At 74.5% G+C, this 11,983-nt stretch carries 10 protein-coding genes; 6 read left to right on the top strand and 4 right to left on the bottom strand.

Going from position 1 to position 11,983, the window contains the following annotated elements; translation table 11 throughout:
• Positions 1-40: 40 nt before the first annotated feature.
• The gene (guaA, locus tag BMY04_RS19235) at positions 41-1,657 is read left to right on the top strand and encodes a glutamine-hydrolyzing GMP synthase (protein WP_091185323.1); all 1,617 of its coding nucleotides are present in this window, start codon (positions 41-43) and stop codon (positions 1,655-1,657) included.
• A gap of 185 nt (positions 1,658-1,842) precedes the next feature.
• Here guaA and BMY04_RS19230 read toward each other — a convergent pair whose 3' ends face one another.
• Positions 1,843-2,562, bottom strand: coding sequence for a YoaK family protein (locus BMY04_RS19230; protein ID WP_091185319.1), 720 nt, complete (start codon positions 2,560-2,562; stop codon positions 1,843-1,845).
• Positions 2,563-2,695: 133 nt separating this feature from the next.
• Here BMY04_RS19230 and BMY04_RS19225 point away from each other — a divergent pair, with 133 nt between their 5' ends.
• Genes BMY04_RS19225 through BMY04_RS19205 form a run of 5 tightly spaced genes read left to right on the top strand, consistent with a single transcriptional unit; the run spans position 2,696 to position 9,817 of the window.
• On the top strand, positions 2,696-4,405 hold the full coding sequence (locus BMY04_RS19225; RefSeq protein WP_198410283.1) for an ABC transporter substrate-binding protein: 1,710 nt from the start codon (positions 2,696-2,698) through the stop codon (positions 4,403-4,405).
• A 12-nt stretch (positions 4,406-4,417) separates the two neighbouring features.
• A complete protein-coding gene (locus tag BMY04_RS19220; protein WP_091185312.1) occupies positions 4,418-5,371 on the top strand; it encodes an ABC transporter permease in 954 nt (317 codons plus the stop codon).
• Positions 5,371-6,294, top strand: coding sequence for an ABC transporter permease (locus BMY04_RS19215; RefSeq protein ID WP_232506513.1), 924 nt, complete (start codon positions 5,371-5,373; stop codon positions 6,292-6,294). The genes BMY04_RS19220 and BMY04_RS19215 overlap by 1 nt, the downstream gene beginning before the upstream one ends.
• Positions 6,295-6,311: 17 nt before the next feature.
• Positions 6,312-8,123, top strand: a complete 1,812-nt coding sequence (locus BMY04_RS19210) for a gamma-glutamyltransferase family protein (RefSeq protein ID WP_332452341.1) — start codon at positions 6,312-6,314, stop codon at positions 8,121-8,123.
• On the top strand, positions 8,123-9,817 hold the full coding sequence (locus BMY04_RS19205; RefSeq protein ID WP_091185305.1) for a dipeptide ABC transporter ATP-binding protein: 1,695 nt from the start codon (positions 8,123-8,125) through the stop codon (positions 9,815-9,817). Before BMY04_RS19210 ends, BMY04_RS19205 begins: the two co-directional genes overlap by 1 nt.
• Positions 9,818-9,919: 102 nt before the next feature.
• On the opposite strand, the gene BMY04_RS19200 is transcribed toward BMY04_RS19205, so the two are convergent.
• The 3 genes from BMY04_RS19200 to BMY04_RS23580 are packed head-to-tail and all read right to left on the bottom strand — an operon-like array spanning position 9,920 to position 11,844.
• Positions 9,920-10,258: a PspC domain-containing protein gene (locus BMY04_RS19200; protein ID WP_091185301.1), complete on the bottom strand. Its 339-nt coding sequence runs from the start codon at positions 10,256-10,258 to the stop codon at positions 9,920-9,922.
• Between the two features lie 12 nt (positions 10,259-10,270).
• Positions 10,271-10,447: a hypothetical protein gene (locus tag BMY04_RS22930; RefSeq protein WP_170854230.1), complete on the bottom strand. Its 177-nt coding sequence runs from the start codon at positions 10,445-10,447 to the stop codon at positions 10,271-10,273.
• Positions 10,444-11,844, bottom strand: a complete 1,401-nt coding sequence (locus BMY04_RS23580; protein ID WP_170854229.1) for a PspC domain-containing protein — start codon at positions 11,842-11,844, stop codon at positions 10,444-10,446. Before BMY04_RS23580 ends, BMY04_RS22930 begins: the two co-directional genes overlap by 4 nt.
• Positions 11,845-11,983: the final 139 nt, after the last annotated feature.

Raw genomic sequence — 11,983 nt, 5'->3', positions numbered from 1 at the left:
ACCCTCCTAGACTGGCCAGTCGCCCGACCGAAGGACGCCCATGACGAGCACCGAGACCCTCGAGCCGACCCCGCTGCAGCAGGCCGGGGACCACGACCTGGTCGTGGTGATCGACTTCGGCGCGCAGTACGCGCAGCTGATCGCCCGGCGGGTGCGCGAGGCGCGCGTGTTCTCCGAGATCATGCCGCACACCGCGACCGTCGAGCAGGTGATGGCGAAGCGGCCGAAGGCGATCATCCTGTCCGGCGGCCCGCAGTCGGTGTACGCGCCCGGCGCCCCGCAGGTCGACGCCGGGCTGTTCGAGGCGGGCGTGCCGGCGTTCGGCATCTGCTACGGCTTCCAGGCCATGGCCTCCGCGCTCGGCGGGGACGTCGCGCGGACCGGGCTGAGCGAGTTCGGCCGGACCAAGGCCCGCGTCGACGTGCCCGGCACCCTGCTGCAGGGCCTGCCCGACGAGCTCGCCGTCTGGATGAGCCACGGCGACTCGGTCGAGGCCGCGCCGCCCGGGTTCGCGGCGCTGGCCGGCACCGCGGGAGCGCCGATCGCCGCCTTCGAGGACACCGACCGCGGCCTGGCCGGGGTGCAGTGGCACCCCGAGGTGCTGCACACCCAGGCCGGGCAGAAGGTGCTCGAGCACTTCCTCTTCGACCTCGCCGGCTGCCGCCCCGACTGGACGCCGGCGAGCATCGTCGACGACGCGGTCAGTGCGATCCGCGACCAGGTCGGCGACAAGCAGGTCGTCTGCGGGCTCTCCGGCGGCGTCGACTCCGCCGTCGCCGCCGCGCTCGTGCAGCGCGCGGTCGGCGACCAGCTCACCTGCGTGTTCGTCGACCACGGGCTGCTGCGCGCGGGCGAGGCCGAGCAGGTCGAGCGCGACTACGTCGAGGCGACCGGGGTCGACCTCGTCGTCGTCGACGTCGCCGAGCAGTTCCTCGACGCGCTCGCCGGGGTCACCGACCCCGAGACCAAGCGCAAGATCATCGGGCGCGAGTTCATCCGGACGTTCGAGGTGGCCGCCCGCGGGGTCGTCGAGCGGGCCGCGGCGCAGGGCGGGGACGGGGGAGAGGTCGAGTTCCTCGTGCAGGGGACGCTCTACCCCGACGTCGTCGAGTCCGGCGGCGGCGAGGGTGCGGCCAACATCAAGAGCCACCACAACGTGGGTGGCCTGCCCGACGACCTGCAGTTCGCCCTCGTCGAGCCGCTGCGGACGCTGTTCAAGGACGAGGTGCGTGCGGTCGGTCTCGAGCTCGGGCTGCCGCCGGAGATCGTGTGGCGCCAGCCGTTCCCGGGTCCCGGCCTCGGCATCCGCATCATCGGCGAGGTCACCCGCGACCGCCTGGAGATCCTGCGGGCCGCGGACGCCGTCGCCCGCGCCGAGCTGACCGCCGCCGGCCTCGACCGCGACGTGTGGCAGTTCCCGGTCGTGCTGCTCGCCGACGTCCGTTCCGTGGGCGTCCAGGGCGACGGTCGCACGTACGGCCACCCCGTCGTCCTGCGCCCGGTCAGCAGCGAGGACGCGATGACCGCGGACTGGAGCCGGCTGCCGTACGAGGTCCTCGAGACCATCAGCACCCGCATCACCAACGAGGTCCGCGAGGTCAACCGCGTGGTCCTCGACATCACCAGCAAGCCGCCGGGCACGATCGAGTGGGAGTAGGAGGTTCGCTGCGCCCCTCGTAGGGCGCAGGACGGCAGCGACGCTCCCTGAGCCCGTCGAAGGGCCCGGAACGGGTCGGCGTTGCTCGAGCCGGAGGACGCCGACCTCTTCGAGGCCCTTCGACAGGCTCAGGGAGCGTTCCTCGGAGCCTTCGACAGGCTCAGGGAGCGTTCCTCAGAGCCTGGTCAGGCGGTCGTGGCCGCCTCTGCGTACCCCGCGTCAGCACGGCGGGCGCGGACGAGCAGCAGGGTGCCGAGGCCCATGAGGAGGCCGGCGAGCAGCAGCGCGTACGGGCCGCCGAGCCAGCGGATGACCGCGGCCGCCGCGAGCGCGCCGAGGCCCATGGTGACGACGGCGCCCACCCGGCGGAACCACGCCGCCCCGGCCCCGCCGGCGAGCCGGCTGTCGGCGGCCAGGTTGACCATCGTCATCGTGACGACGACGGTGGAGAGGTCGCGGATCGCCGTGTGCCGCACGGCCGCGGCCTGGGCGCCGAGCAGCAGCGCCAGCAGGCCGGTGATCACGATCATCACGGTCGTGCCGAGCCGTCCGACCCCGAGCCACACCCCGGCCAGCGCGAACATCCCCACCACGACCACGAGCTGCACGACCAGCGAGGAGCGGGGGAGCCGTACGGGTCCGCCCGCGTCACGCCGGGTCAGCCGCGACCCGAGCGCGGCGCCCAGCAGGAACGTCAGCAGCGCGACCAGGTTGTTGACGACCGGGATGTCGTCGACGCCGGTGAGGCCGAAGCCGACGAACAGGACGTTCCCGGTCATGTTGCCCGTGAACACCCGGTCCAGCGCCAGGTAGCTGACGCCGTCCACCGCCCCCGTCGCCGCCGTCAGCACGAGCAGCGCGAGCCCGTACTCGCGCTCCGCCCAGGTCTGTGCGCTCGCCGCCATGCCCGTCCACCCGCCTCGAGTCCTGCGTCCGGCGCCGGACGTTACCGGTCGGCGGGCGCTCCGCGGAGGTCGCTCGCCGCCGCGGACGATTCCCAAGGAAACCGTGAGAGCCCTTCCCCTGGCTGGGTATGACGTGGTTGGTTTCGTTGAACGATCGCCCCCACGTCGACCCGAGGAGCCCGCCCTGCCGAGCCACCGAGGCACCTCCGCGACCCCGCGCCGACGGCGCCGCGCACCCCTGCTTGCGCTCGTCGCGGCCGTCCTGCTGCTGCCCGGGTGCTACGACGTCCAGCTGTCCGGACCCGCGCCCGAACGACCGGACCAGCCTTCCGACCCCCTGGGCGACCGCGCCGTCCGGGCGGGCGGCGACCTGGTCATGGGCCTGTCGGCCGAGCCGGACAAGCTCGACCCGACGACGTCCTCCTCGCTCTACACGCGCTACGTGATGAACACGATCTGCGAGAAGCTCTACGACATCGACGCCTCGGGAACGGTCGTGCCGCAGCTGGCCAGCGCCCTGCCCACCATCACCGACGGCGGGCGCACCGTGACCATCCCGGTGCGCGACGGCGTGAAGTTCGCCGACGGCACCGACCTCGACGCGGAGGCCGTGCGCACGACGTTCGAGCGGAACCTCACCCTCAAGACCTCCGCCCGCAAGAGCGAGCTCGGCCCGATCAGCTCGGTGGAGGCGAAGGACGCCCGCACCGTGGTCGTGCGGTACGAGACGCCGTTCGCCCCGCTGACCGCGGCGCTCGCCGACCGCGCCGGCATGATCATGTCGCCCAAGGCGCTCGACGCGCTCGGCGACAAGTTCAGCGAGCACCCGACCTGCGTCGGGCCCTTCAGCTTCGTCGCGCGGGTGCCGCAGACCTCGATCACCGTCCGGCGCGACCCGCTCTACTACGCCGCCGACCAGGTGCACCTCGACACCGTGACCTACCGGATCATGGCCGACGCCAACATCCGCGCGGCCAACCTGCGCTCGGGCGACATCCAGGTCGCCGACAGCATCTCCACCCAGGACGTCGACGCCCTGGTCAAGGAGCGCGACGTCGGCGTCCTGCAGACGAGCTCGCTGGGCTACCAGGCGATGACGATCAACCTCGGCAACACCGACGGCGCCGGCGAACCGCCGAAGCAGATCGACACCCCGCTGGCCAGGGACCCGCGCGTGCGCCTGGCGCTGGCCTACGCCGTCGACCGCGACGCGCTCGTCAACTCGGTCTTCAACAACTGGTACTCACCCGCCTGCTCGCCGATCCCGCCGACGTCGCCGTACGCCAGCCCCGCGGGCGAGGCCTGCGTGCCGCACGACCCGGCCAAGGCCCGCGAGCTGCTCCAGCAGGCCGGCGTCCAGATCCCCTTCCCGATCACGGTGAAGACGTCGAACACCGCCGAGTCGCTGCGGTTCGCGGCGGCGCTGCAGGCCGCCCTCGAGCCGGGCGGCTTCGCGCTGCAGATCGAGCCCGTGGAGTACTCCACGCTGCTCGACCAGCAGAGCGCGGGCGACTTCGACGCGATCCTGCTCGGCTGGTCGGGCCGCATCGACCCGCACGGCAACATGAACAGCTTCCTCGTCAGCGGGGGCGGCAACAACTACGCCGGCTACAGCAACCAGACGGTCGACGACACGATGGCCGAGGCCGCCAGGTCGACCGACACCGCGGAGCGCGCCGAGCTCTACGGCAAGGTGATGACCCAGGTCCGCGAGGACAACCCGATCATCTACCTCTACCGGGTGCGCAACCTCGCCGCGTACACGCGCGACACCGGCGGCGTCGAGATCTTCCCCGACGGCGTCGTCCGGCTCAGCCGCGCCGCGTTCCTCCAGGAGGGCTGAACCGTTCCCGCCATGGCGCGCTACCTGCTCAACAAGCTCTGGCAGGCGGCCATCACGCTGCTGCTGTCCGCGCTCGTCGTCTTCGTCGGCGTCCGGCTGCTGCCCGGCGACCCGGCACTGGCGCTGGCCGGCGAGGAGGCCGACCCGGCCACCCTCGCCCAGGTCCGCACCGACCTCGGCCTCGACCAGCCGGTGATCGTGCAGTTCTGGCGCTTCCTCAGCAACCTGGCGCACGGGGACCTCGGCACGTCGATCCGCACCGGGACCCCGGTGACGGACCTCATCGCCGCGACGCTGCCGGTCACGCTGTGGCTCGCCCTGTACGCGACGGTGCTCGCGGTGGTCATCGGTGTCGCCGGCGGTGCCCTGGCGGCGGTCTACCGCGGCCGCTGGCCGGAGTGGGTGGCCAACGGCTTCTCCCTCGCCGGGCTGAGCGTGCCGCACTTCTGGCTCGGCCTGCTCGCGATCCTCTACCTGTCGGTCTCGCTCGGGCTGTTCCCCGCGTCGGGCTACGTGCCCGTCACCGAGAACCCGCTGCGCGCCCTCTACTACCTGACGCTGCCCGCGGTCATCCTCGGCACGGCGCTGGCGGCGGTGGTCATGCGCCAGACGCGCTCGTCGATGCTGGAGACGCTGTCGACCGACTACGTCCGCACCGCGCGGGCCAAGGGGCTGCCCCGGGCGAGGGTGCTGCGCGACTACGCGCTGCGGAACTCGCTGATCGTCGTCGTGACGATCATCGGCCTGCAGCTCGGCGGCCTGATCTCCGGCGCGGTGGTGACCGAGCGCATCTTCGGCCTGCCCGGCTTCGGCAAGCTCACGCTCGACTCGGTGTTCACGCGCGACTACCCGGTGATCCAGGCGGTCGTCATCATCGTCACGGCCGCGTACATCGTGATCAACCTCGCGGTGGACGTCCTCTACTCGGTGATCAACCCACGCATCCGCGTGGGAGGGGAGGCGTAGTGGCGATCCAGGTGGTGCCCGCCGAGGCGCTGGGCGCGTCGAGCACACCGGGCGAGGGTGCGGGCGGTGGCGACGACCTCGGCAGCGGCCGGGGTCGCGCGCTGCGCAGCCTGCTGCGCAACCCGCTCGGGCTGGTGGGCGCCGGGCTGCTGCTCGTCGTCGTGCTCGTCGCGCTCCTCGCCCCGCTCATCGCGCCCTACCCGCCGACGCAGGTGCACTTCGACACCCCGTTCCAGCGGCTGGGGACGAAGGGCTTCTGGCTGGGCACCGACGACCTGGGCCGCGACCTCATGTCGCGCGTCTTCTACGGCACCCGCGCCTCCCTGGAGGTGGGCGTCCTCTCGGTCGCGCTCGCCGTGGTCGTCGGGGTGCCGCTCGGGCTGGTCTCGGGCTGGTGGCGCCTCCTCGACACCTTCGTCTCGCGCCTGACCGACCTGCTGCTGGCGTTCCCCTTCCTGATCCTGGCCGTCGGCCTGGCCGCCGTCCGCGGGCCGAGCCTCACCAACGCCGCGCTCGCGCTGGGCATCGCGCAGGTGCCGACCATGATCAGGGTGGTGCGCGCGGAGACGCTGCGCTGGCGCGGCGCGGACTTCGTGACGTCGGCGCGGGCCATGGACGCCGGCAGCGGCTGGATCCTCGGGCGGCACATCCTGCCCAACGCCGCGTCCGCGGTGATCGTCCAGGCCACGGTGATCATGCCCGTCGCGATCATCGGCGAGGCGACGCTGTCCTTCCTCGGCCTCGGCATCCGCCCGCCCGCGCCCAGCCTGGGCATCATGCTCTCCGACGCGCAGCAGTACATCTTCCGGGCGCCCGCCGCCGCGGTCATCCCCGGCGTGACCATCGCGGTCATCTGCCTGGGCTTCAACTTCTTCGGCGACGCGCTCCGCGACGCCCTCGACCCGACGACCTCGAGCCGATGACGACCAGGAGTTCCCCCGTGTTCCCGAACCCGCCCGCGCCGCTCACCCGCCCCGACCTCCGCGGGTCGTTCGGCATGTGCGCCACCACGCACTGGCTGGCCAGCGCCACCGGCCAGGCCGTCCTCGAGCGTGGCGGCAACGCGTTCGACGCCGCGGTCGCCGCCGGCTTCGTCCTGCACCTGGTCGAGCCGCACCTGAACGGTCCCGGCGGCGACCTCTGCGGCCTCGTGGCGGTGAGCGGCGACGGTGCGGCGAAGGTGCTCGTCGGCCAGGGACCCGCGCCGGCCGCGGCGAGCGTCGCGCGCTACCGCGCCGAGGGCCTCGACCTGGTGCCCGGCGCCGGTGGTCTGGCCGCCGCGGTGCCCGGCGCGGTCGACGCGTGGCTGCTGCTGCTGCGCGACCACGGCACCTTCGAGCTCGCCGACGTCTGGTCCTTCGTCCTCGACTACGCCGAGCACGGCTACCCGTTGGTCGACCGCGTCGCCGCGACCGTCGCCTCCGTGCGCGAGCTCTTCGAGCGGCACTGGACGACCTCGGCCGACTTCTGGCTCGTCGACGGGAAGCCGCGCAGCGGCACGGCGACCAACCCGGCGTACGCGGCCGTGCTCCGCGGCCTGCTCGACGCGGGGGCCGGCGCGGCTACCCGCGAGGAGCGCATCGACGCCGTCCGCGAGGCGTGGGCGACGGGCGTCGTGCCGCAGGCCGCCACCGCCCTGCTCGGGCGTCCGCACCGGCACAGCGACGGCGGCGACCACGCGGCCGTGATCACGCCGGCCGACTTCGCCGTCCACCGGGCGACCTGGGAGCCGGCGACCACGGCGACGTTCCGCGGCTGGACCGTGGCCAAGACCGGGGCCTGGGGCTCGGGGCCTGTGCTGCTCCAGGCCCTGAAGGTCCTCGAGGGCTACGCCGACGAGGAGCTCGACCCGCAGACCGACCTCGGCGCCCACCACCTCGTCGAGGCGCTCAAGCTCGCGCTCGCCGATCGCGACGCCTGGTACGGCGACCCCGACCCGGACGGCCACCAGCCGCCGGTGCCGCTCGAGCTCCTGCTCTCCGACGCGTACGCGGCGGACCGGCGCGCGCTGGTCGGCCAGGAGGCGTCCGCCGAGCCGCAGCCCGGCAGCGTCCCCGGCCGCGAGCCGTACCGCGCGCCGCTGCGCGAGGAGTCGCCCGACCCCGCCGCCGAGGGGGTCGGCGAGCCGACCGTGTCCCGCGCCGGCGAGAGCAGCGGTGTCGTCCGGGGCGACACCTGCCACGTCGACGTCGTCGACCGCTGGGGCAACCTCGTCTCGGTCACCCCGAGCGGCGGGTGGCTGCAGTCGTCGCCGCACGTGCCCGAGCTCGGCTTCTGCCTCGGCACCCGGCTGCAGATGACCTGGCTCGACGAGGAGTCGCCGTCGGCGCTGCGCCCCGGCCGGCGCCCGCGCACCACGCTCAGCCCCACCCTGCTGCTGCGCGACGGGGTGGGCGTCTCCGCGCTGGGCACCCCCGGCGGCGACCAGCAGGACCAGTGGCAGCTGGCCTACCTGCTGCGCGTGCTCGTCGGCGGCTGGTCGCCGCAGCAGGCGATCGACGCGCCGACGCTGCACACGACGGCGATGGCGGGCTCGTTCTGGCCCCGGACCTGGACGCCGCGCGGCGTGGTGGCCGAGGACCGGCTGCCGGCGGCCGTGCTCGAGGGGCTCGCCGCCCGCGGCCACGCGGTGGACGTCGTCGGCGGCTGGACGCTGGGCCGGCTGTCGTCGGTGACCCGCGACCCGACGACGGGCGTCCTCTTCGCGGCGGCGAACCCGCGCGGCGAGCAGGGCTACGCGGTGGGCCGCTGATGAGCGCGCGGGCCGAGGCGACCGGGTCGACGCAGGCCGTCACCCCGGTGCTCGAGGTGCGCGACCTGGAGGTCGCCTACACCACCGAGGGCCACGAGCGCACCGTGCTGCACGGCATCTCGTTCTCGATCGCGCCCGGCGAGCGCCTGGCCGTCGTGGGCGAGTCGGGCTCGGGCAAGTCGACGACCGCGGCCGCGCTGCTCGGTCTGCTGCCCGGCTCGGGCCGGGTCACGGGCGGGTCCATCACCTTCAAGGGCGAGGACATCACCCGGCCGGGCCGGGAGCGGCTGCTCCGGCTCCGCGGCCGCGAGGTCGGGCTCGTCCCGCAGGACCCGATGTCCAACCTCAACCCGGTGCTCCGCGTCGGCCGCCAGATCAGCGAGACGCTCGCGGCGCACGGCGTGGCCACCGGCAAGGCGGCGACGCAGCGGGCCGTCGAGCTCATGGAGGAGGCCGGCATCCCCGACGCCGCCCGCCGTGCGCGGCAGTACCCGCACGAGTTCTCCGGCGGCATGCGCCAGCGGGTGCTCATCGCGATCGGGCTGGCCTGCGCCCCCGAGCTGCTCGTCGCCGACGAGCCCACCTCCGCGCTCGACGTGACCGTCCAGCGCCAGATCCTCGACCACCTGGAGACGCTCCGGGCCGCGCGGAGCACGTCGCTGATGCTCATCACCCACGACCTGGGCCTGGCCGCCGACCGCGCGGACACGGTCGTCGTCATGTCGGCCGGCGAGATCGTCGAGGCCGGACCCACCGAGCAGATCCTCCGACGCCCGCAGCACCCGTACACCCAGCGGCTCGTGGAGGCCGCCCCGTCGGTCTCCAGCGCCCGGGCCCGCGTGTCCGTGCGTCAGGGCGAGGCCCCGGCCGGGGTGCAAGCCAGTGGGGAGCGGGCTTCGGACACGCTGCTCGAGGCGGTCGGGCTGACCAAGCGGTACCGGCTGCGCGGACAGCGGGGCCAGGAGGTCGTCGCGGTCGACGACGTGTCGTTCCGGGTCGGCCGGGGCCGGACCACGGCCGTCGTCGGCGAGTCGGGCTCGGGCAAGACCACGCTCTCCCAGCTCGTCCTCGGGCTGGTGGCGCCGACGGCCGGCGAGGTCCGCATCGAGGGCGAGGTCGTCGAGACCGCCCGCGGGGCCCGGCGCCGGGCGATCCGGCGGGCGATGCAGCCGGTGTTCCAGGACCCGTACGCGTCCCTGGACCCCACGTACTCGATCGAGCACATCGTGGACGAGCCGCTCCGGGTGGCCCGGATCGGCGACCGCGCGTCCCGCCGCCGGCGCGTGGCCGAGCTGCTCGACCAGGTCGCGCTGCCGGGCTCGCTGGCCCAGCGCCGGCCCAACGAGCTGTCCGGCGGCCAGCGGCAGCGCGTGGCGATCGCCCGCGCGCTGGCCCTCGAACCGCGCCTCGTCGTCTGCGACGAGGCGGTGTCGGCGCTGGACGTGCTGGTGCAGGAGCAGACCCTCGACCTGCTGGCCGACCTGCAGGACCGGCTGGGCCTGACCTACCTGTTCATCACCCACGACCTGGCCGTGGTCCGCCAGCTCGCCGACGACGTCCTCGTCATGCAGGGCGGCACCGTGGTCGAGGAGGGCGCGGTGGAGCAGGTGTACGCGGAGCCGCGGACCGCGTACACGCGCGACCTGCTCGACGCGATCCCCGGGGCGGAGTTCTTCGCCGAGCAGGCGCGCTGACCGAGCGCGACGAGAGGTAGGTCGCCGCGCCCCCGAGCCGTCTCGGGCGCGGCAACCCACCGCTCGGGCCGGCGCTGGACGATCAGGACCCGGAACGTTCCGTCAGAAGGTGTCGCCCTCGCGACGAGGCGGGTCCGCCGGGGCCGGAGGCGTGGTCGGCTGCTGCGCCCACGGCGGGCCGCCGGCGCCCCAGACCGGGTCGCTGCCCGGCACCTGGCCGGCCGGACGCGCGGGGGCGACGTCCTCCTCGGGCATGAGGAACAGGGCCACGAGGTAGAGCACCACCGGCACGCCCGTGAAGAGGGTGATGACGACGGTGAGGATGCGGACCAGCGTCGGGTCCATGTTCAGGTACTGCGCGACGCCGCCGCAGACGCCGCCGATGTAGCGGTCGGTGCGGCTGCGGCGCAGCTGCTTGGGCCCGTAGGTGGGCTGGGACATGAGGTTCCTCTCCTAGGAGCGACGGGACAGGGCGAGGCCGACGACGCCGACCACGACGAGCACGAGGGGGACGACGACCTTGACCAGGCCCCAGGTGAGGGGCGCGACGAGCGCGTCACCGAGGACGGCCAGGGCCAGGCAGGCGAAGCAGACGCCCGTGACGAGCGCGACGACGTCGAAGCGGCTCACGAGGCCACCTCGATCGCGCCGGTGTCGACGGCGAGGTCGAGCGTGAGGGTGTGCTGACCGGCGGCCGCGGGCACGAGCACTCTCTCGGCGGACGTCTCGCCGCCGTCAGCGAGCCGCTGACCGTACGCGGTGACGCTCCCGGTGTCGGTGTGGAAGCGCAGGGTCACCCCGGTCCCCGGCGGGGTGCGCACGGTGATGCGGCCGGTGTCGACCCGCGCGCGGTAGGTGGCGTCCGTGGCGAGGGTCAGGTCGCGGAGGTCGACCTCGAGGCTGCCGACGTCGACGCGGTCGCCGCCGGCGGGGAAGGCGGCGGCGGTGCTGTAGCTGACGGGGTGGGCCATCATCCGGCTGGCCTCCTGCGCCGGCCGGGCCAGCGACGGGCCGAGCAGCCCGGACGCGACCACCGAGGCGAGCGCGAGCGCGAGCCCGGCCGGGAGCAGCCCGCGGGCCCGGCCGAAGCGGGTGGCGGCGACCAGTCCGAGGGCCACGACGAGCAGACCGGCGGCGGCGTACACGGCGGCGCTGACGGCGGCGCCGGCCGCGTCGGCGATCCCGAGGCCGAGCCAGGTGAGGCCGAGGGCGACGACGGTGACGAGCCGCAGGCGCCGGGCGGCGAGGCTGGCGCCAGGACGGACGAGGGGGACCGGCGCAGGTTCGGTGTAGAGGCCGACGGGGTCCGGCTCGGCCAGGAACGCCGCACGGGCCGCCGCCTCGGGGTCCGGGGCGACCGTGGGGTAGGGCGGTGCTGCGGGGGCGTAGGGCTGCGGCGCGGGGGCTGCCGCGGGACGGGTGCCGGGGATCGGGTCCCAGGTCGCGGCGCCCGCCTCCCCGGGGGCGGGCGTCCAGACGCCGAGTCGGACCTGGGCCACGCGCTGCTGCCAGGCGGTGGCGGCCTGGGTGAACGGGGTCGGCGGGCCGGAGAACGTGGGCGGGGGAGCGATGGCGTACGGCGGCGGCGGCGTCTGTCCGGCCGGGCCGGCGCCCGGGTCCGTCCACGCCTGCTGACGGGCGCGGCGGGTGCGCGGCCGGCGGAACCCGAACCACCACACCGCCGCGAGGACCAGGGCGGGTGCCACCCCAAAGGGGCTGACCGCGCCGAAGACGGCGAACGACACGATGCAGGCGAGCACGACGAGGGTGATCCACAGCTCGCGGGGCCAGCGGGCGGCGGCGCCGCCGAGCAGGTCGTCGACGGCGGCCCGGTCGGTGCCGGCCACGGGCAGCAGGAGCCAGCCGGCGAGGTAGAGGATGACGCCGATCCCCCCGGTCAGCGCGAGCAGGACGGCGGCCACCCGGACGAGCACGGGGTCGACGCCCCAGCGACCGGCGAGGCCGGCGCAGACGCCGCCGAGCTTGGCGTCGTCGGCGGCGCGCTGGAAGACCCAGGGGGAGGACATGCCTCCATCGTGACGGTCGGGAGGTTCCGAGGGCATCGGGGACGACCCCCGTCCGTCCCGCAGACCCGACCCGGGGACGCCGGGTGCGCGCCCTGCTCCGGGTCGAGGTCCGGGACCGCTCGGGGACGTCCCTGCTGGC

The organism is Microlunatus flavus, assembly GCF_900110855.1.
Lineage (GTDB): Bacteria > Actinomycetota > Actinomycetes > Propionibacteriales > Propionibacteriaceae > Microlunatus > Microlunatus flavus.
Note: the sequence above shows the minus strand (reverse complement) of the source record. Positions and strands in the feature narration are given on the sequence as shown.

Bases quoted from the DNA above. Each gene is read 5' to 3' on its own strand.
- BMY04_RS19220 (WP_091185312.1), top strand. From the start codon at position 4,418: ATGGCGCGCTACCTGCTCAACAAGCTCTGGCAGGCGGCCATCACGCTG.
- BMY04_RS23580 (WP_170854229.1), bottom strand. From the start codon at position 11,844: ATGTCCTCCCCCTGGGTCTTCCAGCGCGCCGCCGACGACGCCAAGCTC.
- BMY04_RS19205 (WP_091185305.1), top strand. From the start codon at position 8,123: ATGAGCGCGCGGGCCGAGGCGACCGGGTCGACGCAGGCCGTCACCCCG.
- BMY04_RS19200 (WP_091185301.1), bottom strand. From the start codon at position 10,258: ATGTCCCAGCCCACCTACGGGCCCAAGCAGCTGCGCCGCAGCCGCACC.
- BMY04_RS19230 (WP_091185319.1), bottom strand. From the start codon at position 2,562: ATGGCGGCGAGCGCACAGACCTGGGCGGAGCGCGAGTACGGGCTCGCG.
- guaA (WP_091185323.1), top strand. From the start codon at position 41: ATGACGAGCACCGAGACCCTCGAGCCGACCCCGCTGCAGCAGGCCGGG.